At 64.4% G+C, this 24,042-nt stretch carries 26 protein-coding genes; 14 read left to right on the top strand and 12 right to left on the bottom strand.

From position 1 onward, the window contains the following. Positions 1 to 293 precede the first annotated feature (293 nt). Both parC and PU724_RS14760 read left to right on the top strand, forming a co-directional pair. Positions 294 to 2,546 (top strand): DNA topoisomerase IV subunit A, encoded by a 2,253-nt coding sequence (gene parC, locus PU724_RS14765; RefSeq protein ID WP_354421330.1) that lies wholly within the window; start codon positions 294 to 296, stop codon positions 2,544 to 2,546. 337 nt (positions 2,547 to 2,883) lie between these two features. Next, on the top strand, positions 2,884 to 4,089 hold the full coding sequence (locus PU724_RS14760) for an AI-2E family transporter (protein ID WP_127284214.1): 1,206 nt from the start codon (positions 2,884 to 2,886) through the stop codon (positions 4,087 to 4,089). Here the strand turns inward: PU724_RS14760 and PU724_RS14755 are convergent. The 3 genes from PU724_RS14755 to PU724_RS14745 all read right to left on the bottom strand — a co-directional run bounded on the left by PU724_RS14755 (position 4,077) and on the right by PU724_RS14745 (position 6,480). Continuing rightward, entirely contained in the window at positions 4,077 to 4,973 is an 897-nt protein-coding gene (locus tag PU724_RS14755; RefSeq protein WP_128275940.1) for a DMT family transporter, read from the bottom strand. The genes PU724_RS14760 and PU724_RS14755 overlap by 13 nt on opposite strands. 131 nt (positions 4,974 to 5,104) lie before the next feature. Further along, on the bottom strand, positions 5,105 to 5,869 hold the full coding sequence (locus tag PU724_RS14750; protein ID WP_127284216.1) for an arginyltransferase: 765 nt from the start codon (positions 5,867 to 5,869) through the stop codon (positions 5,105 to 5,107). 140 nt (positions 5,870 to 6,009) lie between these two features. Then, complete coding sequence (locus PU724_RS14745) at positions 6,010 to 6,480, bottom strand: RDD family protein (RefSeq protein ID WP_354421333.1); 471 nt, start codon at positions 6,478 to 6,480, stop codon at positions 6,010 to 6,012. Positions 6,481 to 6,668: 188 nt separating this feature from the next. On the opposite strand from PU724_RS14745, the gene sthA reads away from it, so the two are divergent. Beyond that, positions 6,669 to 8,057: a Si-specific NAD(P)(+) transhydrogenase gene (sthA, locus tag PU724_RS14740; protein ID WP_354421334.1), complete on the top strand. Its 1,389-nt coding sequence runs from the start codon at positions 6,669 to 6,671 to the stop codon at positions 8,055 to 8,057. A 19-nt stretch (positions 8,058 to 8,076) separates the two neighbouring features. Here sthA and PU724_RS14735 read toward each other — a convergent pair whose 3' ends face one another. Then, entirely contained in the window at positions 8,077 to 8,730 is a 654-nt protein-coding gene (locus PU724_RS14735; RefSeq protein ID WP_426213272.1) for an alpha/beta hydrolase, read from the bottom strand. Between the two features lie 204 nt (positions 8,731 to 8,934). Here PU724_RS14735 and PU724_RS14730 point away from each other — a divergent pair, with 204 nt between their 5' ends. Further along, positions 8,935 to 10,149 carry an OpgC family protein gene (locus PU724_RS14730; protein WP_354421338.1) on the top strand — a complete coding sequence of 405 codons (1,215 nt, stop codon included), beginning with the start codon at positions 8,935 to 8,937 and terminating at the stop codon, positions 10,147 to 10,149. 3 nt (positions 10,150 to 10,152) lie between these two features. Here the strand turns inward: PU724_RS14730 and PU724_RS14725 are convergent, their stop codons facing one another. Next, on the bottom strand, positions 10,153 to 11,229 hold the full coding sequence (locus tag PU724_RS14725) for a LacI family DNA-binding transcriptional regulator (protein WP_354421340.1): 1,077 nt from the start codon (positions 11,227 to 11,229) through the stop codon (positions 10,153 to 10,155). A gap of 176 nt (positions 11,230 to 11,405) precedes the next feature. On the opposite strand from PU724_RS14725, the gene PU724_RS14720 reads away from it, so the two are divergent. Both PU724_RS14720 and PU724_RS14715 read left to right on the top strand, forming a co-directional pair. Then, on the top strand, positions 11,406 to 11,549 hold the full coding sequence (locus PU724_RS14720; protein ID WP_354421342.1) for a hypothetical protein: 144 nt from the start codon (positions 11,406 to 11,408) through the stop codon (positions 11,547 to 11,549). A gap of 57 nt (positions 11,550 to 11,606) precedes the next feature. Next, a complete protein-coding gene (locus PU724_RS14715; RefSeq protein WP_187331415.1) occupies positions 11,607 to 11,756 on the top strand; it encodes a hypothetical protein in 150 nt (49 codons plus the stop codon). A 9-nt stretch (positions 11,757 to 11,765) separates the two neighbouring features. On the opposite strand, the gene PU724_RS14710 is transcribed toward PU724_RS14715, so the two are convergent. Together PU724_RS14710 and PU724_RS14705 are read right to left on the bottom strand one after the other, a co-directional pair. After that, positions 11,766 to 12,140: a DUF423 domain-containing protein gene (locus tag PU724_RS14710; protein WP_354421344.1), complete on the bottom strand. Its 375-nt coding sequence runs from the start codon at positions 12,138 to 12,140 to the stop codon at positions 11,766 to 11,768. A 36-nt stretch (positions 12,141 to 12,176) separates the two neighbouring features. Then, entirely contained in the window at positions 12,177 to 13,430 is a 1,254-nt protein-coding gene (locus tag PU724_RS14705; protein WP_354421345.1) for a multidrug efflux MFS transporter, read from the bottom strand. Positions 13,431 to 13,547: 117 nt separating this feature from the next. Between PU724_RS14705 and PU724_RS14700 the strand changes: the two genes are divergently transcribed. Together PU724_RS14700 and PU724_RS14695 are read left to right on the top strand one after the other, a co-directional pair. After that, positions 13,548 to 14,213, top strand: a complete 666-nt coding sequence (locus tag PU724_RS14700; protein ID WP_354421879.1) for a GntR family transcriptional regulator — start codon at positions 13,548 to 13,550, stop codon at positions 14,211 to 14,213. Positions 14,214 to 14,271: 58 nt separating this feature from the next. After that, positions 14,272 to 14,532, top strand: coding sequence for a DUF982 domain-containing protein (locus PU724_RS14695; RefSeq protein WP_127284225.1), 261 nt, complete (start codon positions 14,272 to 14,274; stop codon positions 14,530 to 14,532). A 25-nt stretch (positions 14,533 to 14,557) separates the two neighbouring features. Here PU724_RS14695 and PU724_RS14690 read toward each other — a convergent pair whose 3' ends face one another. Then, a complete protein-coding gene (locus PU724_RS14690) occupies positions 14,558 to 14,704 on the bottom strand; it encodes a hypothetical protein (RefSeq protein WP_127284226.1) in 147 nt (48 codons plus the stop codon). Between the two features lie 184 nt (positions 14,705 to 14,888). Here PU724_RS14690 and PU724_RS14685 point away from each other — a divergent pair, with 184 nt between their 5' ends. Beyond that, positions 14,889 to 15,860, top strand: a complete 972-nt coding sequence (locus tag PU724_RS14685) for a glycosyl transferase family 90 (RefSeq protein ID WP_354421347.1) — start codon at positions 14,889 to 14,891, stop codon at positions 15,858 to 15,860. A gap of 12 nt (positions 15,861 to 15,872) precedes the next feature. On the opposite strand, the gene PU724_RS14680 is transcribed toward PU724_RS14685, so the two are convergent. After that, on the bottom strand, positions 15,873 to 16,916 hold the full coding sequence (locus tag PU724_RS14680; protein WP_354421349.1) for an aldo/keto reductase: 1,044 nt from the start codon (positions 16,914 to 16,916) through the stop codon (positions 15,873 to 15,875). A 198-nt stretch (positions 16,917 to 17,114) separates the two neighbouring features. On the opposite strand from PU724_RS14680, the gene ppk2 reads away from it, so the two are divergent. Beyond that, the gene (gene ppk2, locus PU724_RS14675; protein WP_127284229.1) at positions 17,115 to 18,035 is read left to right on the top strand and encodes a polyphosphate kinase 2; all 921 of its coding nucleotides are present in this window, start codon (positions 17,115 to 17,117) and stop codon (positions 18,033 to 18,035) included. Positions 18,036 to 18,266: 231 nt separating this feature from the next. Here the strand turns inward: ppk2 and PU724_RS14670 are convergent, their stop codons facing one another. From PU724_RS14670 to PU724_RS14660, 3 genes are all read right to left on the bottom strand, one after another. Then, a complete protein-coding gene (locus PU724_RS14670) occupies positions 18,267 to 18,914 on the bottom strand; it encodes a dihydrofolate reductase family protein (protein ID WP_354421351.1) in 648 nt (215 codons plus the stop codon). Positions 18,915 to 19,106: 192 nt separating this feature from the next. After that, on the bottom strand, positions 19,107 to 20,138 hold the full coding sequence (gene hemB, locus PU724_RS14665) for a porphobilinogen synthase (protein ID WP_354421353.1): 1,032 nt from the start codon (positions 20,136 to 20,138) through the stop codon (positions 19,107 to 19,109). 75 nt (positions 20,139 to 20,213) lie between these two features. Beyond that, a complete protein-coding gene (locus tag PU724_RS14660; RefSeq protein ID WP_354421354.1) occupies positions 20,214 to 21,035 on the bottom strand; it encodes a DUF2066 domain-containing protein in 822 nt (273 codons plus the stop codon). 193 nt (positions 21,036 to 21,228) lie between these two features. On the opposite strand from PU724_RS14660, the gene PU724_RS14655 reads away from it, so the two are divergent. From PU724_RS14655 to PU724_RS14640, 4 genes are all read left to right on the top strand, one after another. Beyond that, complete coding sequence (locus PU724_RS14655) at positions 21,229 to 22,272, top strand: enoyl-CoA hydratase/isomerase family protein (protein ID WP_354421356.1); 1,044 nt, start codon at positions 21,229 to 21,231, stop codon at positions 22,270 to 22,272. Continuing rightward, positions 22,269 to 22,691: a DUF6163 family protein gene (locus tag PU724_RS14650; RefSeq protein ID WP_354421358.1), complete on the top strand. Its 423-nt coding sequence runs from the start codon at positions 22,269 to 22,271 to the stop codon at positions 22,689 to 22,691. The genes PU724_RS14655 and PU724_RS14650 overlap by 4 nt, the downstream gene beginning before the upstream one ends. A gap of 217 nt (positions 22,692 to 22,908) precedes the next feature. Continuing rightward, entirely contained in the window at positions 22,909 to 23,424 is a 516-nt protein-coding gene (gene ldtR, locus PU724_RS14645) for a transcriptional regulator LdtR (protein ID WP_126054949.1), read from the top strand. 205 nt (positions 23,425 to 23,629) lie between these two features. Next, positions 23,630 to 24,028: a hypothetical protein gene (locus tag PU724_RS14640; RefSeq protein ID WP_354421360.1), complete on the top strand. Its 399-nt coding sequence runs from the start codon at positions 23,630 to 23,632 to the stop codon at positions 24,026 to 24,028. Positions 24,029 to 24,042 lie beyond the last annotated feature (14 nt).

Here is a 24,042-nt window from a genome sequence, read left to right as displayed (position 1 = left end):
AATGGTCGAAAATCACGGTGAAAGGCAAATAGCGGGCCGATCTCTTCGCTTGAAGCGGTGAATTTGTCATGAAGATCGGGTTTCCATGCGGCATCGCCCTGCCATAGACAGGGCATGTAACAGGTTGATGTTGGCTGGCGCAGTCATGCGGGTGACAGGTGTTGCAGTCGGGCCGCAAATTGGCCTGCGCGCTTCGCCAATTCCGTGAAATCCGTCACACCCCTGGGCTTGAGGCAAGCGGATTGGGCCAGCCGGCGCTTGCCGCGAATCACCCGCTCGGCTAGTGCAAACCCATGGGAAAAAGGCTTTTGCCGCCTGAAGATGGCGGCGGTGACCATATCGAACCGGTCGATCTGAAGAAGGCGCTCGAGGAGCGCTATCTCGCCTATGCGCTGTCGACCATCATGCACCGGGCATTGCCGGATGTGCGCGACGGGCTGAAGCCCGTGCATCGCCGCATCATGCATGCCATGCGGCTGCTGAGACTCAACCCCGACCAGGGCTTCGCCAAATGCGCGCGCATCGTCGGCGAGGTGATGGGCAAGTTCCATCCGCATGGCGACCAGTCGATCTACGACGCGCTGGTCCGCCTGGCGCAGGATTTCTCGATGCGCTACCCGCTGGTCGACGGGCAGGGCAATTTCGGCAACATCGACGGCGATAACGCCGCTGCCATGCGCTACACCGAAGCGCGCATGACCGACGTGGCGACGGAACTGCTTGCCGGCATCACCGAGGATGCCGTCGACTATAGGCCGACCTACAATGAGGAGGACGAGGAGCCGGTCGTGCTGCCTGGCGCCTTCCCCAACCTGCTCGCCAATGGCTCGTCCGGCATTGCCGTCGGCATGGCGACTTCGATTCCGCCGCACAATGCCGCCGAACTTTGCGACGCAGCGCTTCATCTGATCGAGAATCCCGACGCGCCGGTGACGGCGCTGATGGACTTTGTCCAGGGTCCGGATTTCCCGACCGGCGGCATCATCGTCGACAGCCGCGCCTCGATCCTCGAAGCCTATGAGACCGGCCGCGGCGGCTTCCGCGTCAGGGCGAAATGGGGCCAGGAGGACCAGGGCAGGGGCACCTGGAGCATCGTCGTCACCGAGATCCCCTACGGTGTCCAGAAGGCGCGGCTGATCGAGAAGATCGCCGAACTCCTGATGGCGCGCAAACTGCCGTTGCTCGAAGACATCCGCGACGAGAGTGCCGAGGATATCCGCATCGTGCTGGTGCCGAAGAGCCGCACCGTCGATCCCGGCATCCTGATGGAATCGCTGTTCAAGCTGACGGAGCTCGAAAGCCGCTTCCCGCTCAACATGAACGTGCTGTCGCGCGGCAAGGTGCCGAACGTGCTGTCGCTGAAGGGCGTGCTCAAGGAGTGGCTGGAGCATCGCCGCGATGTCCTCATCCGCCGTTCGAAGCACCGCCTCGGCGAGATCGAAAAGCGCCTCGAGATTCTCGCCGGCTACCTGATCGCCTACCTCAACATCGACGAGGTGATCAGGATCATCCGCGAGGAGGATGAGCCCAAGCAGGTGATGATGGCCCGCTGGTCGCTCACCGACACCCAGGCCGAAGCCATCCTCAACATGCGCCTGCGCGCCCTGCGCAAGCTGGAAGAGATCGAGATCCGCAAGGAGTTCGACGGGCTCACCGCCGAGAAGAAGCAGATCGAGGCGTTGCTGGCGTCCAACGCCAAGCAGTGGGCGACGATCAAGTGGGAAGTCACCAGCATCCGCGACAAGTTCGGGCCAGAGACCGAACTCGGCAAGCGCCGCACCCAGTTCGCCGACGCGCCCGAGCATGACCTGACCGACATCGCGCACGCCATGATCGAGCGCGAGCCGGTCACCGTGGTCGTCTCCGAAAAGGGCTGGCTGCGGGCGATGAAGGGTCATCTGACCGACCATTCGCAGTTCACCTTCAAGGAAGGCGACAGCCTCAAGCTAGCCTTCCACGCCCAGACCACCGACAAGATCCTGGTCTTCACGACAGGCGGCAAGTTCTACACGATTGGCGCCGACCGGCTGCCGGGCGGGCGCGGCCATGGCGAGCCGATCCGCATCATCGTCGACATGGAGAACGACCAGGACATCGTCACCGCCTTCGTCCACGATCCCAAGCGCAAGCTGCTTCTGGTTTCCTACGACGCCAACGGCTTCATCGTTCCGGAGGAAGAGGTCGTCGCCAACACCCGCAAGGGCAAGCAGGTGATGAACGTCAAGTCGCCGGATGAAGCCAAGCGCTGCATTCCGCTCTCGGGCGACCACCTCGCCATCGTCGGCGAGAACCGCAAGATGCTGGTGTTCCCGCTCGCCGAGATCCCGGAGATGGGGCGCGGCAAGGGCGTGCGCCTGCAGAAGTACAAGGATGGCGGCGTGCTGGACATCAAGCCCTTCACGCTCGAAACCGGCCTCAGCTGGCAGGATTCGGCCGACCGCACCTTCATCCGCTCGCGCGAAGAACTGGCCGAATGGATCGGCGCCCGCGCCGCCGCCGGCCGCATGGTGCCGAAGGGTTTCCCGAGGACAGGGAAGTTCGGCTAGCGCGCGCCTCTCCTTCTCCCTTGCGGGGTGAGAAGCGGTCCGCGCTAGCGGACGAAAAGCCAATTGCTTGGCTTTTCGAGCTTCGAACGCCCTGAGCCTGCGAAGGGCCGGGTGGTGGCCGATCCACCCCGGCCGGGTCCCCGCTGCTTCTCAGCGTCCCGGCGTTCGCTGGCCTTTCACCGTGCCACCTGGCACGATGAATTCGCCTTCGGCGAACCGGCTGCTCACCCCACAAGGGGGAGAAGGAAGACCTCCGCCCAATCATTTGGACTATCGTCACGATTGCTGCACTATGATGGTGCACAGGCAAACCCGGGGGCAGGGGAGAAACGCGCGCTTGAAGCAGACCGAGATCCAGAAACCGGGGCAGCGGCTCTTCGGCCTGTCGACGCCGCTCAGGGCCGCCGTCATCCCGCCGCTGTCGGCGGCGCGCTGGCTGTTGGTGCTGATCGTCGCCGCCGGCGTCTATTTCTTCCACGGCTTCCTGTTCCCGGTCCTGGCCGCCCTCGTCATCGCTTTCGCCAGTTGGCCGCTCTACCGCCGCCTGCTGGCCGCCGTCGGCGGCAACCGCACCATCGCCGCCACCTTCGCCATCCTCTTCATCCTCACCTTCCTGGTGGTGCCGATCGCGCTTGCCGGCACCTATGCCATCAACGAGGTCCGGGAATGGGTCGGCTGGGCGATCGAGACCAACCGCCACGGCGCGGTGACGCCGCACTGGATCGCCACCATGCCGATCGTCGGCGAATGGCTGAACGAGCAGTGGACGACCAATCTCGGCCATCCGGGCGGCATCGGCGAACTGATCCAATTGGTCAGCGGCGCCAATATCGGCAGCATCTATCGCGGCGCGCTCGCCGCCGGCGGCAGCGCGTTCGGCCTGCTTTTGACGCTGCTGTTCATGATGATCGCGCTGTTCTTCGCTTATCGCGATGGCGAACATTTCGCCGCGCAGGTCGACCGCCTCGGCGAGCGCATCCTGCCGACCCGCTGGGAGCGGATCTCGCGCGTGGTGCCGGCGACGATCTCGTCCACCGTCACCGGCATGACCATCATCGCAATCGGCGAGGGGGTCGTGCTTGGCGTCGCCTACTGGCTGGCCGGCGTGCCGTCGCCGGTGACGCTCGGCGCCTTGACCGGCATCATGGCGCTGATCCCCGGCGGCGCGCCGCTCTCCTTCACGCTGGTGTCGATCTACCTCGCCGCCAGCGGCTCGCCGATGGCGGGGCTGGCGCTTTTTGCCTGGGGCGCGGTCGAGCTGTTCATCGTCGACAAGACGCTGCGCCCCAAGCTGGTCGGCGGGCCGATCAAACTGCCTTTCCTGCCGACCTTTTTCGGCTTGATCGGCGGCGTCAAGACGATGGGCTTCCTCGGCCTGTTCATCGGCCCGGTGCTGATGGCACTCTTGGTCGCGATCTGGCGCGAGTGGCTGCGCGAGGTCGAACTGATGGACGATTCCGCTGCCACGGCGCTTGCGGAGACCAAGGACGGCCCGCCGCAGATCGAGATCGCCGCCGAAAAGAAGAAGATTCAGACCGGGTGACTGACCGCCAGCGTGGCGCGGCGCTTGCGCCCCTCATGCAACTGCCACAGCGAATGGCCGACAAGCGTCACGATCAGGATCGCGCCGCCGATCAGGCTGTTGCGCGACGGCGTCTCGGAGAAGATCATCCAGACCCAGACCGGCGCCAGCACCGTTTCCAATAGGTAGAACATCGCCACTTCCGGCCCTGAGATGTATTTCGGCCCGTTGGCCAGGCAGAAGAACGAGATCGGCATGATCACCGCGCCGTTGAAGATGATCCACCACGGCGCGTCCACCTGAAAGCCGGTCTTCGAGACCATGACGGCGGCGACGCTGAAGGGCAGTACCACGCCGATGAGCGAGGTGAAGCCCATGTCCTTGCCGCTGGCGCGCGAGATGGTGATCGCGCAGGCGACGCAAAGCGCGGAGCACAGGGCCATGACATCGCCGAACAGATATCCGTTGCCGATGGAGTCGCCGACGATGATTGCGACGCCGACGATCATCAGCGCCAGTGCCGCCAGCGTCAGCGGCCGTGGTCGTTCTTTCAGGAACAGCCAGGACAGCAGCGCCGAGAACATGGTGGTGAAGGCGAGGATGAAGACGAGGTCGGCGGTCGAGGTGTTGTAGACGGCGGTGATGAAGGCGATCGAGCCGAGCCCGTAGAGCGTCGCCACCGCAAGCCCCGCCCGCCCGGGAACGAGTTGCGGCGCCCGGTCGCTTAGCGAGCGCCAGACCGCCCAGATGACAAGTCCGGCAAGGAAAGTGGTGCCGGTGCGCAGCAACAGGATCGTCCATGCCTCACCATGGGCGAGCCTGATCAGCGGGATGTCGACGGTCAGCGTCATGCCGCCGATGGCGGTGAGCAGTAGGCCTTTCTGGTGGTCGTGGTGGGAGGACATGTCGGCAATTCTCGCAATGGAATTTGCAGGCGGACGGACGGCGACGCGATAGCGCATTCTCTCGCCGTTCGGCGGCAAGACCAGCATCCCGCTGCTTGAAACAGTTTTAAGGTCGGCTTGGAAAGGGTTAGTCAGCGCGTGACCGCTTCGTGCTCGTAGCGTTCCCAGCCTTTCGGGCCGAGATGCTCCTGCGGCATGAAGCGCATTTTATAGCTCATCTTGCGCGAGCCGTTGACCCAGTAGCCGAGATAGACGTGGGGCAGGCCCATGGCTCTCGCTCGGGCGATATGGTCGAGGATCATGAAGGTGCCGAGCGAGCGGTCCTCGAAGTCCGGATTGAAGTAGGAATAGACCATCGACAGCCCGTCGGCCATCTTGTCGGTCAGCGCCACCGCGATCAGCTCGCCCTGGCCCTTGCCGGTGATGAAGGTGTCGGGGCCGCGCCGCCTGTATTCGATGATCTTGGTGTCGACATGCGTGTCTTCGACCATCATGGCGTAGTCGAGCACCGTCATGTCCGACATGCCGCCGCGGCGATGGCGGGCGTCGAGATAGGCGCGGAACAGCGAGTATTGCTCGGTCGACGGCTGCGCGTCGTGCATGGCGCCGACGAGGTCGGCATTGTGCTGGATCACCCGCTTCATGTTGCGGCTGGCGGTGAATTCCTGCGCCAGGATACGCACCGACACACAGGCGCGGCAGGTTTCGCAGGCGGGCCGGTAAGCGATGTTCTGCGAACGCCGGAAGCCGCCTTGCGTCAACAGGTCATTCATCTCGGGCGCCTTGTCGCCGACAAGGTGGGTGAACACCTTGCGTTCGAACTGGCCCTCCAGATACGGGCACGGCGACGGCGCGGTCAGGAAGAACTGCGGCGACTGGGTCGGGTGCTGCGTCATGGATTCCGGGAAACGCTCCTACGAATCGCCTTACCTTTGGCCCGACCGGCGAAAAATTCAACAGGATTGTGGAGCGGTGGCTGACTGAGGGCCTTCATAATTGCGCATAAGCGCCCGCGTTCGCCCTCGAAAATGCTGTTTCAGCGGTCTGTACGGCTCACCACCGTGCCAAGCAGCAGGTCGTGCAGCGTGCGCTTGCGGTCCGAAAACAGCGTCACCAGGAGCACCAGCGGCGTCAGCATGACGTTGCCGGCCCAGAACAGCACCGAATGCACGACAGCGGTCAGCCCGTCGATGCCGGTGCCGTCAAGGCGGTCGAGCCGGATGCCCATCAGCTTCATGCCGGTGGTCGCCTGGTCGGCGCTGCCCAGCGTGTTCCAGATGTAGAGAACGGCGACCGCCGGCACGAGCACCGAAAACAGCATCCAGCCGAGGCCAAACGTCAGCAGCCCGAGGACGGCGACCAGGATGGCGAAGGGAATGGTGAGCAGCCCGATGATCAGATAGTCGATCAGGCAGGCAAGAATGCGCCGGGTGCGCACGCCGTCATAGGCCCTGACGTCGTCGAGCCTGCTGGTAATGATTTCGCCGTCAAGTACACGCGCGTTCATGTCATGCCCTCGTAACCGGGCCCGCGATAGGGTGCGGGCGATCCGCCATTGAAATGGTGAAAGCCGATGGCGGAATCAAGATCGTCGGTCGGGGTGCGACGTGCGGAGGTCGCTCGAGCGGTTGAATTCACGGCGCGGATGGCGTTAGCTTGCTGCGGCGCAACAAGACGCCTGGGGGACGGGGTACCATGGACTATGACATGCTGGTCATCGGCAGCGGCCCTTCGGGGCGCCGCGCCGCGGTGCAGTCCGCCAAGCTCGGCAAATCGGTGCTGGTGGTCGACAGGGGCCGGCGCCTCGGCGGCGTCTCGGTCCACACCGGCACCATCCCGTCGAAGACACTGCGCGAGACGGTGCTCAACCTTTCCGGCTGGCGCGAGCGCGGCTTCTATGGACGCGGCTACCGGGTCAAGCAGGACATTTCGGTCAGCGACCTCATCGAGCGCCTGCACAAGACGCTCGACCACGAGGTCGAGGTGCTGCAGCACCAGTTCATGCGCAACGCGGTCAAGAGTTCGCGCGCCACGGCGAAATTCCTCGGCCCCAACAAGGTCAGCCTGACGAGCGACAATGGCGACTATAGCGAGGTCGGCTTCGCCAATGCGCTGATCGCCGTCGGTACCAGGCCGCACCGGCCGCGCGACGTGCCGTTCGACAAGACCCGCGTCTTCGACAGCGACGAGATGCTGGAGCTCGACCGGCTGCCGCGCACGCTGACTGTGATCGGCGCCGGCGTCATCGGCGTCGAATATGCCACCATCTTTTCGGCCCTCGATGTGCCGGTGACGCTGGTCGAGCCGCGCAACACCATCCTCGATTTCGTCGACCGCGAGATCGTCGACGACTTCATCCACCAGATGCGCGATCGCGGCATGACCATCCGCCTCGGCAGCACGGTCAAGGAGATCACCTCAAAGCCCGATTATGCCGAGGTCACCCTTGCCGATGGCCGCACCATCCGCTCCGAGATCGTGCTTTATGCCGCCGGCCGCAGCGGCAATCTCGGCAGCCTCGGCCTCGACGTGGTCGGCATCGAGTCCGACTCCAGGGGCCGCATCAAGGTCGACGCGAACACGTTCCAGACCAGCGTGCCCAACATCTATGCCACCGGCGACGTCATCGGCTTCCCGAGCCTAGCCTCGACCTCGATGGAGCAGGGCAGGGTGGCCGCCTGCCACGCTTTCGGCGTGCTGTTGCCGCCGCCGCCGGAAACCTTTCCCTATGGCATCTACGCTGTGCCCGAAATCTCCACCGTCGGCCAATCGGAGGAGCAGGTGCGCGAAAGCGGCGCCGCCTATGAGGTCGGCGTGGCGCGCTTCCGCGAAACCTCGCGCGGCCACATCATGGGCGTCAACTCGGGCTTCCTGAAGCTGCTGTTCTCGGTCGAAACGCGCCGGCTGCTCGGCGCCCACATCGTCGGCGAGGGCGCCACTGAACTGATCCATATCGGCCAGGCGGTGATCAATCTCGGTGGCACGGTCGACTTCTTCGTCAACAACACCTTCAACTACCCGACCCTGGCCGAAGCCTACAAGATCGCCGGGCTCGATGCCTGGAACCGGATGGGGAAGGGATAGGGCTCCGGTCCTAGTCCACTCACGCCACGGCCGGATCCGCCAGCCATTGCCTGACGATGGCCGCGTCCGGGTCGCCGATCTCATGTCCCGATGCAACGATGCGAGCATCGACCGTGGCGCCGCGCTGGCTTAGCAGCGTCACCAGCGCCGGCGCGAACGGGCCGTAGGTGAGGTCGGCGGCGCCGGCGATCATCAGCACCTTCGTGCCGCCGAGATTCGTCGGCGGTGTCTCGTCGAGCACCGGCATCGGCCGCAGGAGTGCTGCCCGCCGGACCAGACCGGGATGAAGCAGCATCAGGCTCGAGACCAGATTGGCGCCGTTCGAATAGCCAAGGAAGGTCGCACGGGAGAGATCGAGCCCGTGGCGCTTCGTCGCCTCGGCAACGAAGGTGGCGAAGGTGTCCGTCTCCGTGCGGATGCTGGCCTGCTCGAAGCTGGTCGGCGTGATCCGCTCGAACCAGCGAAAGCCGTCCTCTTGCGGGATTCGACCGCGCGCCGCGACCAGCGCGGCCCTGGGCGCGATCTGTCTCGCAAGCGGTACCAGCGTGGTTTCATCGACGCCGGATCCATGCAGCAGGAACAGGCATTCGCCGCTTGCGCCGGGTGGCTTGATGAAGCGATGGAGGAAGCTCAAGTCATAGAAGACGCCGCCATCGTCAGTATATTCAGGCACGCTCATATCCTTTTGATTTCATGGCTGTTTCATTGATTTGCCGGCTTCAAAACGGATTATTTTCTTGCTCCGCGAAAGTTGATTGAACCAGGCTTACTTCAGTCCGTTTCTGCGCCGATACACTCCCGGTCACGGGAGGAATCAAAGCGGTGCGCCGGGGGTCGCATTGCCCGAATGAACGACCAGCTTTGAGGCCTTTTGTCGATGACCATGCCAGTTTCGCCCGGACGGGACACACGTATCCACGATCGCGATACGCGTATCCACGATCGCGACACGCGTATCGACGTGTTTCGAGCGCTCGCGCTGCTCACCATCTTCATCGACCATGTGCCTGGCACAATGTTCGAGACGCTGACCTACAAGAATTTCGGCTTCTCGGACGCGGCCGAAGCCTTTGTGCTGATCTCCGGCATGTCGGTGGCGCTCGCCTACGGCAGCAAATTCCAGCCCGGCGGCCGGCTGCTGGCGACGCTGAAAATGTGGCGGCGCGCCGGCGTGCTCTATGCCGCCCACATCGTCACGACCATGGTGGTGATGGCGCTGTTCTGCGCCGCAGCGGTGTTCGCCCGGCGGCCGGAGCTGCTGAAGCTGATCAACATCGAGCCGCTGATGAAAAACACGCCGGAGGTGCTGGTCGGCATCGTCACGCTCGGCCACCAGCTCGGCTACAACAACATCCTGCCCGTCTATGCGGTGCTGCTTTTGCTGGCGCCGGTCTTCCTGCTGTTGATCAGCTACAGGCCGGTGCCGGCGCTTGTACTGTCGGCTGCCCTGTGGCTGATCGCCGGCATCTGGCAGATCGCGCCGCCGAACTATCCGGAGCCCGGCTTCTGGTTCCTCAATCCGCTGTCCTGGCAGTTCCTGTTCAACATCGGCCTGGCCGCCATGCTGCATGTCAGGCGCGGCGGAACCATTCCGGTCAATCGTTGGCTGGTCGGGGCTGCCGCCGCCTATGTGCTGACGGCGCTGGTCTGGGTGCACAGCCCGCTCTGGGGCCGCATATCCTGGCTCGACCTGCCGGTGGTGCTGACCGGTTTCGACAAGACCTTCCTGTCGCTGCCCAGGCTCCTGCACATATTGGCGGTGAGCTATCTGATCGTCGCGCTGCCGGCGGTCTCGAACCTGTTCCGCACCAGCACCGACCATCCGCTGGCCATCCTCGGCAAGCGCTCGCTGCCGGTGTTCATCGCCGGCACGGTTCTCGCCATGGTGGCGCAGGTGCTGAAGCTGATCAATCCGGGCGGCTTTGCCTACGACACGCTGCTGATATCGGCCGGCATCGCCATGCAGTTCGCGCTCGCCTTCTATCTCGAATGGCTGTCGGGCATCGGTTCACTGGGCCGGAAGCCGGTCCGCGGCGAGGCGCCGGCGCGACCAACGTTCGTCGCCCAGCCGATGGCCGCTGGCAATCGCTGAGGATCAGGCCTTCGCCGGCCCGGTCGATGCCCTGATGACGAGTTCGACGCCGAGTATCTCGCGCCGCACCGCGCCATCGAAATCGAGGATCATCCGCGCCGCCCGACGGCCGATCTCGGTGATCGGCTGGGCGATGGTGGTGAGCTGAGGTCTGCTCAGCAGGCCATCCGGCACGCCATCAAAGCCGACGACCGAGACGTCGCCCGGGACGTTCAGGCCGCGCTCCGTCAGCCAGTCGATCGCGACCATGGCCATCCGGTCCGACATGGCCAGGATCGCGGTGGGCGGCTTGCCGCTGGCGAAGATGGCCTCGAGGCCGGCCCTGGTGGTGGCCGCCTCGTTTTCGGTCTCGTAGACCGGCACCCTGGTGGTATCGACGCCGAAGCGGGCAAGCTCCTCGAAATAGCCGGCAAGCCGGTCGCGCGTTGCCGTGTAGAGCGCCGTCCCGAGCCGCCCGGGCGTCACAAGACCGGTGCTGCCGTCGACGAACGGCAGCGACAGGACGGCGAAGCGGCGATGCCCAAGTTCGCCGAGATGACGCGCCGCCAGCCTGGCGCCGGCGATGTTGTCGATCCCGATCATCGAGATGGTGTCGTCATCGAAGCCGATCGCGAGCGCGACGAAGGGAAGCCTCCGTTCGCGCGTCAGCTCGACGAGGCGAGGGCCGCCCTCGATGCAGAACAGGATGAAGCCGTCGACCAGGGCGCTCTGGATGTTCCAAGCGAGCTTCTCGTCATTCTGAGCCGACACCAACGCGATCCCGGCGCCGGTGGCGTCGCATGCCTGGGAGATGCCGGCCATCATCACACGGGCGAAAGGATCGTCGAAGAAATAGGAGAGGGGCTCGGTTGTGCAGACGCCGATGGCGTTGACCTTGCCGGCGCGTAGCAGCCGGCCCTTGGGGTCGGGACCGGCATAACCCATCGCTTCCGCCACCGCCTTTACCCGCTCGCGCACTTCCGCGCGCACGATCTCCGGCCGGCTGAAGACGTTGGAGGCCGTGCCGTGCGAGACCCCGGCGGCCTTGGCGATATCGGCCAGCCGGATGGGTCGTGCCTGGCCTTCGACGAGTGCTGCCATGTCAGTTCTCCGAACCTCTAGCGCTGCAATACATGGACGGGGATCGATCTCCGGTCCATCTATCATTGTTCTTGGATCGATTCAAATATTGCTTGACTCTATCGCCTGGCGGCGTATTCTTGAATCGATCCAATCGGCAATTCGGCCGGTTTGGAGCAGTTGAAAAGGAGGGTGTCATGCATCCGGTCAACTTTCTGTTCGAGGACGTCTACCGCAACGATTGGGGCATTGCCTCGGCCACGCTCAGCGAAAAGCGCCGCGGCAAGGCAAGTCCATGGAATCGCGAGCTGCGCTTTATTGTGGATCGTAAGCGCGGCTGACCGATCCGCTTTTCTGTATCGATCGATTGGATCGATTCAATTTTCGGGAGAACAGTCATGCATCCGATAAGCCATCTGTTCGAGGACATCTATCGCAACTACTGGGGCATCTCACCCGCTAGCGACCGGCCCGAACGGCGGCGCCTGACGAGGCCGGCGGTGCGCAACCGCGACTGGCTGGCAAGACGCAAGCGCCGGCAGGACTGATTCCCGACCTCAGGGCCGGTTCTGGATCAGCGCCGATCCCGCGATCGCCAGCCAGCCGGCGATCAGCAAGGTGCCGCCGATCGGCGCCGACATCGGGAACAGCCGCGATCCCACGAAGTCGCGGGCGAGAAGATCGCCGCAGAACAGCACCAGACCGACAAGCAGGAGCAGGCTCGCAGTTCGCAACGGGCGGCCGCCGCCGATCAGCCCGACGGCGAGGAAGACCGGCGCGTGCATCAGCATGAAGGACGCCGCCGTGCCGACGAAGGCGCCGCCGAGATGCGCCGCCGCGGCCGACAGCGCCACGCCCGCCGCGCCGCAAAGGCCGCCGGCAAGAACGAGGATGCGGCTGCCGGTTTTTGCTGGGTGTTCGGCCAAGCTCATGGATGTCTCCGTCGTAGCGAGCGATACGCAGGCCGCTCAGGGCTTGCCGGGTTCCAGCACCATATGCCTTGCCCGCCGCGACTGGACAATCCAGTTGTAGACCGCGCCGCCGGCCATCAGCACCGACGTGCCCAGAAAAACCGAGCGCATGCCGAAATGGGCGCCGGCGAAGCCGCCGAGCAGCGGCCCTGCCACCTGGCCGACATACTGCGCCGAAATCGACACGCCCAGCACGTTGCCGCCGACGCCGTCGGGAACGTTGTGGCGGATGACGCTGGTGATGCAGGGCAACAGGCCGCCCAGCGCCAGCCCCATCAGGAAGCGCAGGCCGATCAACTGCCAGCCCTCGGTGACGAAGGCCTGCGGGATCAACAGCAGGGCCGAAACGCCAAGTGCCGCGATCACGACGTTCCAATGGCCGATGCGGTCGGCAAGCCTGCCCAGCCACGAGGCCGACAGGATGGCGCCGAGCGCCGCCGCCGACATGACGACGCCGGCGACCAGCGTCACCCGGCTCTGGTCCTCGATCAACTGCTGCACATAGACGGTGATGATCGGCTCGATCGACATGGTGGCGAAGGCAAGCAGCATGCCGGTCGCCAGCATGGCTACGACCGGCCGCTTGTCGGGGATCTGCGACCAGCCGCTTTTCGGCTTTGACGCAGCTTTGGTTTTGGCGGCCGGTGGGCGAGGGGTCTCCTTGATGAGAAAAGTCGTCGCCAGGAAGGCGAGGAAGATGACGCCGCCCGACAAAAGGAAGGTGGCGCGGATGCCGATCACCGGCGGCAGTGCGCCGCCCAGCAGCGGGCCGACCAGGGAGCCTGCGGTGATGCCGGCCGACAGCACGCCCAGCGCCCAGCCGGAACGCTCCTTCGGCGTCTGCATGGCGACCAGTATGGTCGAGCCCGACGAATAGCCGCCGGCAAAGCCGATCAGGAGACGCAGCAGCACCAACTGCCAGACGGTCTCGACCATGCCGGTCAGCGACATGCAAATGGCCATGCCGAAGCTTGCCCGCACCAGCATCAGCTTGCGGCCGTAGCGGTCGCCGAGCCGTCCCCACAGCGGCGCCACAAGTGCCGCCGCAAGGAAGGTGGCGCCATAGGCGATGCCCGACCATTGCACGATCGCCGCATGGCCCTTGGCGCCCAGCTGCTCGACATAGAGCGGCAGGAAGGGCAACAGCAGGGTCATGGCGATGAGCGTGCTGAACGAGCCGGCAAAACAGACGGCGAGATTGCGTCGCCAGTGGACATTGTAGCCGCCGTGTTCGCTGCCGTGCTCGCTCATGTCATGCCTGCCCGGTCAGGGGGATTGTTGCGGATGCCAATTTGGGATACCAAACTGGTATCCGTCATGAACCTCAACCCTGTCGCTGTCAATGCGACCGTTATCAACGGAACCGCCATGTCGCAGATGCAGAGCGTCGAACGGCAGCTTCGCGAAATGATCCTCGGCCTCGAGATCGGGCCCGGCGAGCGCCTGACCGAGCGCTGGATCGAAAGCCGCTTCGCCGCCTCGCGCACCCCGGTCAGGGCGGCGCTGCTGCGGCTGGAGACCGAGGGCCTGATCTGCCGCGACGGACGCGGCTGGACCGTCTCGCCCATCAACCTCGCCGAGCTCGAGCAGATCGCCGTCTATCGCGAGGCGGTCGAGGTGGCTGCTATCCGGCTTACTTGCGCCCTGGAAGACAAGAGCCCCATCGATCTCATCGAGGCGATGCTGGACTCCTGCGATGCCGCCACCCCACGCGAGGAATGGCACCGGGTCGGCATGGATTTCCACATCGAGCTGGCCAGGCTTTCCGGCAACGACTTCCTTTTCCGGGCGGTCCGCGATGCGATGACCAGGCTGTCGCGCGCCCGCTGGCTCGAGGTGCGCGACGAGGCGGCACTTGGCCGTGCCTGGGCCGAGCACCATGCTGTGCTGGCCGCCGTGCGGGCAGGCGATGCCGACGAGGCGGCACGGCTGCTTTCAACCCATATCGTCGGCAGCCGCGACCGGCTGGTGACGTCGCTGCGCGACGACCGGCGCGGCCTGCGCGCCCGGGGCTTCGCCGTCGTCGCCGCCTGATCGCGATTCAGTTCGCTTTGGCTCTCGCTTCGCGTGCGCCGATGGCGTAAGAGCGGCGATGGAAAACAACCGGTTTGAAATACCCGTGACCGTCAAGTCGGCCACGGCGGGAACCAATCAGCTCTTGCGCAGCGCGCGCGAGGCTTCCGACTATCTGCTCAACAGCTGGCCCGGCAAGCGCAGCGCCAAACACCGCGAAGCGCTGCAGGCCTGTCACGACGCTCTGGCCGGCGACAAGCCGGCGATGAATGCGAGGCGCGCCTTCATCGCGGCCGCCCGCGAAGTGAATGTCTTCGTCAGCGACAAGGCCTCCGCATAAGCGACGCGGCCTTCTGACTGCATTGTTACTTGGCCGTTTCCGCTTCCGTCTTGTCCGCGGGCTTCGAACGCTCCTTGGCGGCGACCTTGGCCGCCAGCTTCTCGGCCTTCTTGGCGGCCTTCTGGCGATCGCGCTCCTTGCGTTCCTGACCGTAGTTCGGTGCTCGCGCCATATCGCTTCCTTTCAACTGCGGGACTTGACGTCCTGCCTAGGAGCATTGGAGCGCAAACACAACGGCTGAAGCAAGAATAGGCGTACAATGGGCCTGCCCTCGGTTCGGGGCTTGCAAGACAGGCGGCACAATGGTGTAGGAGAAATCTGCGCGCTAGCGCCAGGCTGATTGAAACGACGGACCGATGGCCACGCCTCTCCGAACCGCCGCCAAGGTGTTTTACTACGCGCGCAACTTCGCGCGTGACCTCGCACCGCAGGCGCTGTTCCGTCGCCGGCTGGCGGGATGGCTGGAGCAGACACGGCGGTCGGACGGCTCGGTCCGCCAGCGGGTGAACTACTACAACAGGCTGGAGCGGCCCTTCGCGCCGAGCCCGGCCGCGGTGCCGGTCAGTCGCATGCCGTTTTCGCCGAGCATGTATTATTACGACCTCAAGGAATTTGCCCGCTATTTCGATCCGGCGCTGCTCATCGATCTCGAATTCGGTGATGTCATCGACGTCCCAAAGATGCCGGCGATCGTCAAGGACCGGCCGATCACGGACGGCAACGGCAATGCCGTGCTGATGAAGCTGGACAAGTTCCGCCACTTCCAGCTGCCGGCCGATCGGCAGCCCTTCGCCGACAAGCGTCCGCTCGTGGTCTGGCGCGGCGATCTCAACAACCCGATCCGCACGCGGTTCCTCGATGCCGTGCGCGACTTGCCGATCTGCGATGTCGGGACGCCGAAGAAGGAAGCCAAGGCCGAATACCAAAAACCCTATCTCACCATCGATGAGCAGCGGCGCTACCGCTACATCGTCTCGCTCGAGGGCAACGATGTCGCGACCAACCTCAAATGGATCATGAGCTCGAACTCGCTCTGCCTGATGCCGCCGCCGACCTACGAGACCTGGTTCGCCGAAAGCGAGGTCAGGGCCAATGTCCACTATGTGCCGCTGGCCTCCGACTTCTCCGACCTCGCCGACAGGGTGGCCTATTTCGAAAAGCATCCGGCCGAGGCCGAACGCATCGTCGCCGCCGCCAACGCCTATTGCCAGAAGTTCCGCAACGAGCGGGACGAGCAGGCGATCTCGCTGCTCGTCCTCTACAAATATTTCGTGCTCAGCGGCCAGGTCAAACCGGATCCCGAGGTCTGGCGTTTCATCACCGGCTGACCCTTCCGGCAATCAGACGTCGCTGCGGTCGAGCACCAGGTCGGCAGGCCCGAAGCGGCCCTTGGCCGTCAGCTGCTGGTGCCAATAGGGGTAGAGAACCGGCGGCCGGCTGACGGCGTCGAGCCGCGCCCGCTCATCGAAGGACAGCGTCAGGCTGGCGGCGGCGATGTTGTCCTTGAGCTGCGCCTCGCTGCGGGCGCCGATCACCAGCGACGACACCGCCGGCCGGCCGAGCAGCCACGCGAGCGCCACCTGCGCGCCTGACACGCTCCTGGGCTTGCCGATGTCGACCAGCACGTCGACGATCCGCCACAGCCGGTCCTCGTCGCGGATCGGTGGTTCCGACCAGCCGCCGATCTGGCGGGCGGTCGGACTGTTGCGGTCGTATTTGCCGCTGAGCAGCCCGCCGGCGAGCGGGCTCCACACCAGCACGCCGAGCCCCTGGTCGACCGAGATCGGCAGCAGCTCGTATTCGGCCTCGCGCGCCTCCAGCGTGTAGTGGATCTGCTGGGTGACGAAGCGCGGCTGGTGGCTGCTGTCGCTGATGGCGAGTGCCTTCATCACCTGCCAGCCGGAATAGTTGGAGCAGCCGGCGTAGCGGATCTTGCCCTGGCTCACCAGCGTGTCGAGCGCGGCGACCGTTTCCTCGAGCGGCGTCACGCCATCCCATTCGTGCAGGAAATAGATGTCGATGACGTCGGTCTTCAGCCGCTTCAGGCTCTTCTCGCACTCGCGGATCAGGTGGTGGCGCGACAGGCCCTCGTCATTGGGGCCCTTGCCGATGCGCATGCGCGCCTTGGAGGCGATCAGCACATCGTCCTTGCGCTTGCCGCCGAGCGCCTCGCCGATGATCTCTTCCGAAATCCCGTTCGAATAGACATTGGCGGTGTCGATGAGGTTGATGCCGGCATCGATGCAGAGGTCGATCATCCGGCTTGCTTCCTTGAGGTCGGTCTTGCCGACCGCCGCGAAGGCGCCGGCGCCGCCGAATGTCATGGTGCCGAGCGTCAATGTCGAAACCTTCAGCCCGGAACGGCCGAGTGTACGGTATTCCATTTGAGATCCTCGCAATCGCATTGAGAGGCGCCACGAATGGGCAGCCCGAATAGGACAGCCTATTTGTAGGACAAGTTGCTCGGCTTGTCGCCCCATCGCGGCGACCGGTCGATCACATCTGGAGCAGCGGCATTGCAATAAAACCGTCATTGCCGGCCTTTATTGAAGTCGGCTCAGGATGGCGAACGGAGAAGCACGATGAGCGAACTGAAACCGAATTCCGGAGCCAGGGACTGGCTGGAAGCCGAACTCGCCGACACGCTCGACGAGGACTACGAGCTCGAGATATCGGAGCCGGCGCTGTCGCTCGAGATCGCCAAGATCTACAAGGAGTCGCATCCGCCCTCGATCGAACGCATGCAATATTTCCGAGACTTGCTGCGGCTCCAGTCCGAACTGATCAAGCTGCAGTCCTGGGTGGCCTATCACAAGAAGAAGGTCGTGGTGGTCTTCGAGGGCCGCGACTCCGCCGGCAAGGGCGGCGTCATCAAGCGCATCACGCAGCGGCTCAATCCGCGCATCTGCCGTGTCGTGGCGCTGCCGGCGCCGACCGAGCGCGAGAAATCGCAATGGTATTTCCAGCGCTACGTGCCGCATCTGCCGGCCGGCGGCGAGATCGTGCTGTTCGACCGCTCCTGGTACAACCGCTCCGGCGTCGAGCGGGTGATGGGCTTCGCCGGGCCGGACCAGGTCGAAGAGTTCTTCCACGACGTGCCGGAATTCGAGCGCATGCTGGTGCGCTCCGGCATCACCCTGGTCAAATACTGGTTCTCGATAACCGACGAGGAGCAGCAGATGCGCTTCCTGATGCGCATCCATGATCCGATGAAGCAGTGGAAGCTGTCGCCGATGGACCTGCAATCGCGCGTGCGCTGGGAGCAGTATACCAAGGCCAAGGAAGAAACCTTCGCCCGCACCAACATTCCCGAGGCGCCATGGTTCATCGTCGAAGGCAACGACAAGAAGCGCGCCCGGCTGAACTGCATCGACCATCTCCTGCAGCAGTTTCCCTATGAGGAGGTGCCGCATGAGGAGATCACGCTGCCGGAGCGCGTCTTCAACCCCGAATACGAGCGCCAGGTGCTGCCGCGCGAGCTTTACGTGCCGGAGAAGTATTGAAGCGCTTTTTCCTTCTCCCCGTTCCACGGGGAGAAGGTGCCCGAAGGGCGGATGAGGGGCGGCGCCGACGCCAGCGATTGAACGCGATCGAGCCGTTGCCCGGGCCTGCGGGGCATTGGCGGCAACATAATCTTGGATCGGTAGCGCCGCCCCTCATTGTCCTGCCGGACATTTCTCCCCGTATAGTGACGGGGAGAAAGGGCTGCATCGCCGGTTTCGCCAATCTCCAGATCACGCCCGCTCAATCACCACATGCGTGGCGAGGGGCGTCGCCACCTGCTCGGTGCACTGGTAGCCAAGGCCCGGCATGTCCAGGCCGGCGAAAAGATGCTCGCCCTTGCCGAGCAGCACCGGCGATATCGCCAGGTGCATCTCGTCGATGAGCCGCTCCTGCAGATACTGCCGGACGGTCGAAACGCCGCCGCCGACGCGCACATCCTTGCCGGCGGCCGCCTCCCTGGCCTGTTCCAGCGCCGAATGGATGCCGTCGGTGACGAAATAGAACGTCGTCCCACCTTCCATCTCGATCGGCGCGCGTTTGTGGTGCGTGAGCACGAAAGTCGGCACGTGATAGGGCGGGTTGTCACCCCACCAGCCTTTCCAGCTGTCGTCCTGCCAGTCGCCGCGGATCGGCCCGAACATGTTGCGGCCGAGGATCCAGGCGCCGACATTCTCGAAGCTGCGCGCCGCGAACGCGTCGTCGGTGTCGGTGGTGCCGCCGTCCTGGCCCATCACAACCTTGCGAAAAAAGCGGGTGCCGATCATCCATTTGTGGAGGTTCTCGCCGCCGATACCGAGCGGGTTGGCGAGATCCTGGTCAGGGCCGGCCCCGAAGCCGTCGAGCGACAGGGTGAAAGCATTGACACGAAGTTTCGACATGATTGGCTCCTCCATGACCAGTTGTAATTTGCAAGCGGTTGTTTTGTAGCAAGCTGATTGCAAATTGCAAGCGGATTTTTCGGGCACGGCAAAGGCGAGCGCGAAGCATCGCGCGCCAGCAAACGGAGATTGTTCCGTAGGATCGAGCCGATTGCAGGCGGCAGTCCGCCGCGAGCCAACGTTCGAGGAAGGCTACGCCTTCAGCATCGCTGCCACTTCTGGCGCGAAATAGGTGAGGATGCCGTCGCAGCCGGCGCGTTTCAGCGCAAGCAGCGATTCCAGCATCGCCTTCTCGCCGTCGATCCAGCCATTGGCGGCGGCCGCCTTGATCATCGAATATTCGCCCGACACCTGATAGGCGAAGGTCGGCATCTGCAGCTCGTCCTTCAGCCGGCGGATGATGTCGAGATAGGGCAAGCCGGGCTTGACCATCAGCATGTCGGCGCCTTCGGCGAGGTCCTGCTCGGCCTCGCGCACCGCTTCGTCCGAATTGGCGTGGTCGAGATAGTAGGTCTTCTTGTCGCCCTTGAGCAGGCCGGCCGTGCCCACCGCCTCGCGATACGGGCCGTAGAAGGCGGAGGCGAACTTTGTCGCGTAGGACATGATCGCCACGTCCTGGAAACCATTGGCGTCGAGCGCGTCGCGGATTGCGCCGATGCGGCCGTCCATCATGTCCGACGGCGCGATGATGTCGGCGCCGGCTGCAGCCTGGATGACGGCTGCCGCCGCCACCTGTTCCACGGTCTCGTCATTGACGATAATGCCGTCGCGCAGGATGCCGTCATGGCCATGACTGGTGAACGGATCGAGCGCGGCGTCGGTGATGATGCCGATCTCCGGCACCGCATGCTTGATGTCGCGGGTGGCGCGGTTGATGATGTTTTCCGGGTCGAGGATGTGCGAGCCGGTCTGGTCGCGCAGCGAAAGCTCGACGTAGGGAAAAGTGGCGATCGCCGGAATGCCGAGCTTGGCCGCACGCTCGGCCTCCTTGACCGCGAGGTCGAGCGACAGGCGGAACACGCCGGGCATGGCGGCGATCGGCTCGCGCACTTGCTTGCCGTCGACGACGAAGATCGGCCAGATCAGGTCGTCGACCGAAAGCCGGTTCTCCTGCACCAGCCGCCGCGACCAGTCGGCCTTGCGCATGCGCCTCAGCCGCCGGCTGCCGGTGATCTCATCGACGCTGCGCGCGCCGGCAGGCTTTGCGGGGGTGAATCTGTTCATCGCCAAAACTCTCGTTTGGCCGGGTTTTAACACGGGCACTCACCGCAGACCAATGCGACACGATTGTGCCAGCCTTCAGGGTTGGCCATTGCCCGATAGAACCTGTGCCGCACCCCGGATAGCGACACGGAACGCCTCGTCGAAGCTGACGCCGCGCACTTGCCAGCGGTAGGTCTTGCCGCCATCACCAAGCCGCCAGTCGGCGATCCACCCCAGGTCCTTGTCGCTCCACACGATGCTGCCGGCGAGCGCCTGATCGGCTCCCGCCTTTTTCGCGAGTTGGTCGAGCCCCGCAATGTCGGCTGCGCGCAGCGCCTTTTCGTCCATGCCGGAAACCAGCTCAGCCGGCGGGAAAGCGATGCGCATCAGCAACGGCCCCGTCGCGTTGACGAAAGAGTCGCGCATCGCCTCGCCGCGCCCGTCGTCGGCCATCAGCACGAAATGGCGTTCGCCCTGTTCGGCGCTGAGGAGGATGGCGAGGCGCGGCCGCTCGCCGAGCCAGGGCCTGCTGCCGAGCTGCGCCAGCACCTTGTCCAGCACGGCGGGCTTGTAGAGGCATGTGAGGTCGTGCGGCCGGTCATGCGTGCCTTGCTCGTCATGCACGGGGATGCCTTCCAGCCGGTCGTGGTAGCGGAAGCTGTCGACGAAATCGCCGGCCTTGTCGCGCAGCGCCGCCATCTCCGGTTTTCCCGGCAGGCGCTGATCGCCTGAAACCCTGACCAGCACCCGGTCCAGGCAATCCTTGAAACCGATCTGTCGGTTCATCTCGCCGGTGCCGGTGACGATGGTCTGCGACTGATAGAGGTCGTCGATCGTTGCGGCCATGGCGCCACGCGGCGCCGGCACCGCGGCGAGCAGGCCGATGATTGCAATGCCGAGACGCCAAAATGCGGACATGGCTCCCCCCGAAGTCCGTCAGGCAGCTTGTGGATCCTGCCGTTGCTCCCCGCTTCTCCGCGAGGACTGCCGCTTCGTAGCACCAGCCGCCGGCGGCCGCCAATACGAAGGCGATCCCCTCCTGCCATTGACGGACATGTGCGCCAGCCTTTAGCACTTCAGTCCCGCATGCGCGGGGGAGGATTCTCTTACGATGGATTTTGGCGGAGGCGACGAAATTCGCTTCGAGCGGTTGGGCAGGGCCGGCGTCGTCACGCTGACGCGGCCGCAGGCGCTCAACGCTCTCACCCACACCATGGTCAAGGCGCTTGGCAAGGCGCTCGATGCCTGGGAGCGTGACGACGGCGTCGATGTGGTGGTCGTCAAGGCCGAGGGCAGGGCATTCTGCGCCGGCGGCGACATCCTGCACGTCTACGAGGCCGGCCGCGCCGGGCAGCCGCCGGTCGATTTCTTCGCCGACGAATACCGCCTCAACGCCCGCATCAAGCGATTCAAGAAACCCTACGTCGCGCTGATCAACGGCATCGTCATGGGTGGCGGCGTCGGCATCTCCTTCCACGGCTCGCAGCGCGTGCTGACCGAAAATGCCCAGTTCGCCATGCCGGAGGTCGGCATCGGCTTCTTCCCCGATGTCGGCGGGAGCCATCTGCTGCCGGATCTCGGCGGCAGCTTCGGCATGTACCTGGCGCTGACCGGCAGCCGCATCCGCCACGGCGACGCGCTCTGGTCGGGACTGGCCACCCACACCATCAAGGCCGAGGACCAGGCCGCCTTCCTCGACCGGCTCTGCGCCACCGGCGATCCGGAATCGGTGCTGCGCGGGTTTTTCGTCCCGGCCAGGCGCGAGACCGACCGGCCGGTGCTGGAAGCGATCGCGCGCCATTTCGCCCAACCCTCTTTTTCCGATATCATCGCCAGCCTCGATCGGGGCGCGCCCTCCGACGAGTTCGCCGCAAAGACCCTGGCGACAATCAGGACGCGCTCGCCGACCAGCCTGCATGTCGCCTGGCGCCAGATCAGCGCCGGGCTGACGCTGTCGATGGACGAGTGCATGAAAATGGAGTTCCGCATCCTCAACCGCATGCTCGCCGGCCACGACTTCTACGAAGGCATCCGCGCCGCCATCATCGACAAGGGCTCGACGCCGCGCTGGCGTCCGGCAGGCCTGGACGACGTCAGCGTCGCCGATGTCGACGCCTATTTCGCGCCGCTCGGCGAGCAGGAGCTCGACCTGTGAGCGAGGTGACCTCCAGGCGCGTGGTGCTGCAGCCCTCGACCACCGAAATCATCTTCGCCTGGTTCCAGCGCGTCATCGCCGGCTACTGCCTGCTGTTCGGCATCCTCTACTGGATCCGGCTGATCGGCTTCTATCCCGGTCCGCTCTGGCGCTTCGACCTGATGCCGGTGCATTGGCAGGTGGCCGCGGTGACGCTCGCCGTCTTCTTTCCCTTCGCCGCCGCTGGCCTGTGGATGCTGGCCTCCTGGGGGCCGGTGATCTGGTTCATCTGCGCCGCGACCGAGATTGTGATGTATGTCGGCTTTCCCGATCTGTTCGGCCACCGCCCGCTGATCATCGCCTCGCATGCCGCGGTGGCGCTGCTCTACGTCGCCTTCCGGGTGGTGATCTGGCTGCAGAAGCGCCAGGCCCAGCGCTAGCCCGGAAGCGCGGGCAATTCACCTCGGAATCGGTGGCTAAATCTTTAGGTTAATTATCCTTGCTGGGGTGACCGTTCGTTAAGCCTCTTTCGAAACCTCTTACCGGTAAGCTCTTGTTAGCCTTGGCGTTTAAGTCGAATTTTATGAGTATTCGATAGTGTCGCGATCAAGGTGAAAAACAAAAAAATCACCGGGCGACAAACGAGAGGCAAAGACAATGATCAATTCGCGTCCGGCGGCGAAGACCGCCACCGTATCCGACGACCGCCGCGAGGCGATCCGTTCGCTTTACATGGAATCGCTGCAGCTGGTTGAGCGTCTGCACCGCCGTCTGCTTGACGTGATCAAGGACGAGTTCGACCGCAACGGCCGTTCCGACATCAACGCCATCCAGGCGCTGCTGCTCTTCAACATCGGCAATTCGGAGCTGACCGCCGGCGAACTGCGCTCGCGCGGCTACTATCTCGGCTCGAATGTCTCCTACAATCTCAAGAAGCTGGTCGACCTCGGCTTCATCAACCACCAGCGCTCGCGCATCGACCGCCGTTCGGTCCGCGTCTCGCTGACGCCGAAGGGCAACGAGGTGGCAGAAGTGGTCGCCGGTCTCTATGAGCGCCATGTCGGCTCGATCGAGCAGGTCGGCGGCATCAACACCGACGAGTTCAAGCAGATGAACCGCGCCCTGCAGCGCCTCGACCGCTTCTGGAACGACACCATCGCCTACCGGATGTAAGCCGCATCCACGCCGAGGGACCGCGCCGCGGAAGCGCGGGCAGGGGAAACAGTCGGGGACCGGGGTCGAAAGGCGCCGGTCCCTTTTCCTTTTCGCGATGCAAGGGGATATTTCGGAAGCGCCGCGCCCATCGGCAGGGTGTCTACGCTGTTGTTTGCTTTCGCCGCGGCACTGCCTAATGTCGCGTCCTGGCGAGGGAGCGAGCATGAACCTGAAAAACCGTTCAAGGATCTTCTGGGGCGCCGCGGTGCTTCTGTTGATTACGACCGCGGCCTCCGCCGAGGAGTGGTGGAAGGATTCTTTCGCCGCCGAAGGCAGCGCCCCGTGCGACAACAACGATACGATCGTGACATTCACCGACAAGGCGGTCGAGATGTGGGAGGTCGGCTGCTCGCTGGAGAAGGTGCAGAAGATCGGCGGCCTCGACGCGATCATTCTGGACATGACCTGTTCGGACGGTGAGACCACGGAAAAGAGACGCGAGCTGTTGCTCAAGCTGGAGGACAACAAGGTCATGCGTTATCCCCGGCAAGAGGTGTTGCAGCGATGTTCGGAATTGAAGGCGCAGCCAGGTCCGGATCCGAAGGTCGAGACTGCGCACTGAGTGGGGACGCGACT

It is taken from the genome of Mesorhizobium abyssinicae, assembly GCF_049887195.1.
Taxonomy (GTDB): Bacteria; Pseudomonadota; Alphaproteobacteria; order Rhizobiales; family Rhizobiaceae; genus Mesorhizobium; species Mesorhizobium abyssinicae.
Note: the sequence above shows the minus strand (reverse complement) of the source record. Positions and strands in the feature narration are given on the sequence as shown.

Excerpts from the sequence above, each read along its gene's own strand:
- parC (WP_354421330.1), top strand. The coding sequence starts at position 294 with ATGGGAAAAAGGCTTTTGCCGCCTGAAGATGGCGGCGGTGACCATATC.
- PU724_RS14755 (WP_128275940.1), bottom strand. The coding sequence starts at position 4,973 with ATGTCCTCCCACCACGACCACCAGAAAGGCCTACTGCTCACCGCCATC.
- PU724_RS14750 (WP_127284216.1), bottom strand. The coding sequence starts at position 5,869 with ATGACGCAGCACCCGACCCAGTCGCCGCAGTTCTTCCTGACCGCGCCG.
- PU724_RS14745 (WP_354421333.1), bottom strand. The coding sequence starts at position 6,480 with ATGAACGCGCGTGTACTTGACGGCGAAATCATTACCAGCAGGCTCGAC.
- sthA (WP_354421334.1), top strand. The coding sequence starts at position 6,669 with ATGGACTATGACATGCTGGTCATCGGCAGCGGCCCTTCGGGGCGCCGC.
- PU724_RS14730 (WP_354421338.1), top strand. The coding sequence starts at position 8,935 with ATGACCATGCCAGTTTCGCCCGGACGGGACACACGTATCCACGATCGC.
- PU724_RS14725 (WP_354421340.1), bottom strand. The coding sequence starts at position 11,229 with ATGGCAGCACTCGTCGAAGGCCAGGCACGACCCATCCGGCTGGCCGAT.
- PU724_RS14720 (WP_354421342.1), top strand. The coding sequence starts at position 11,406 with ATGCATCCGGTCAACTTTCTGTTCGAGGACGTCTACCGCAACGATTGG.
- PU724_RS14715 (WP_187331415.1), top strand. The coding sequence starts at position 11,607 with ATGCATCCGATAAGCCATCTGTTCGAGGACATCTATCGCAACTACTGG.
- PU724_RS14710 (WP_354421344.1), bottom strand. The coding sequence starts at position 12,140 with ATGAGCTTGGCCGAACACCCAGCAAAAACCGGCAGCCGCATCCTCGTT.
- PU724_RS14705 (WP_354421345.1), bottom strand. The coding sequence starts at position 13,430 with ATGAGCGAGCACGGCAGCGAACACGGCGGCTACAATGTCCACTGGCGA.
- PU724_RS14700 (WP_354421879.1), top strand. The coding sequence starts at position 13,548 with ATGTCGCAGATGCAGAGCGTCGAACGGCAGCTTCGCGAAATGATCCTC.
- PU724_RS14695 (WP_127284225.1), top strand. The coding sequence starts at position 14,272 with ATGGAAAACAACCGGTTTGAAATACCCGTGACCGTCAAGTCGGCCACG.
- PU724_RS14690 (WP_127284226.1), bottom strand. The coding sequence starts at position 14,704 with ATGGCGCGAGCACCGAACTACGGTCAGGAACGCAAGGAGCGCGATCGC.
- PU724_RS14685 (WP_354421347.1), top strand. The coding sequence starts at position 14,889 with ATGGCCACGCCTCTCCGAACCGCCGCCAAGGTGTTTTACTACGCGCGC.
- PU724_RS14680 (WP_354421349.1), bottom strand. The coding sequence starts at position 16,916 with ATGGAATACCGTACACTCGGCCGTTCCGGGCTGAAGGTTTCGACATTG.
- ppk2 (WP_127284229.1), top strand. The coding sequence starts at position 17,115 with ATGAGCGAACTGAAACCGAATTCCGGAGCCAGGGACTGGCTGGAAGCC.
- PU724_RS14670 (WP_354421351.1), bottom strand. The coding sequence starts at position 18,914 with ATGTCGAAACTTCGTGTCAATGCTTTCACCCTGTCGCTCGACGGCTTC.
- hemB (WP_354421353.1), bottom strand. The coding sequence starts at position 20,138 with ATGAACAGATTCACCCCCGCAAAGCCTGCCGGCGCGCGCAGCGTCGAT.
- PU724_RS14660 (WP_354421354.1), bottom strand. The coding sequence starts at position 21,035 with ATGTCCGCATTTTGGCGTCTCGGCATTGCAATCATCGGCCTGCTCGCC.
- PU724_RS14655 (WP_354421356.1), top strand. The coding sequence starts at position 21,229 with ATGGATTTTGGCGGAGGCGACGAAATTCGCTTCGAGCGGTTGGGCAGG.
- ldtR (WP_126054949.1), top strand. The coding sequence starts at position 22,909 with ATGATCAATTCGCGTCCGGCGGCGAAGACCGCCACCGTATCCGACGAC.
- PU724_RS14640 (WP_354421360.1), top strand. The coding sequence starts at position 23,630 with ATGAACCTGAAAAACCGTTCAAGGATCTTCTGGGGCGCCGCGGTGCTT.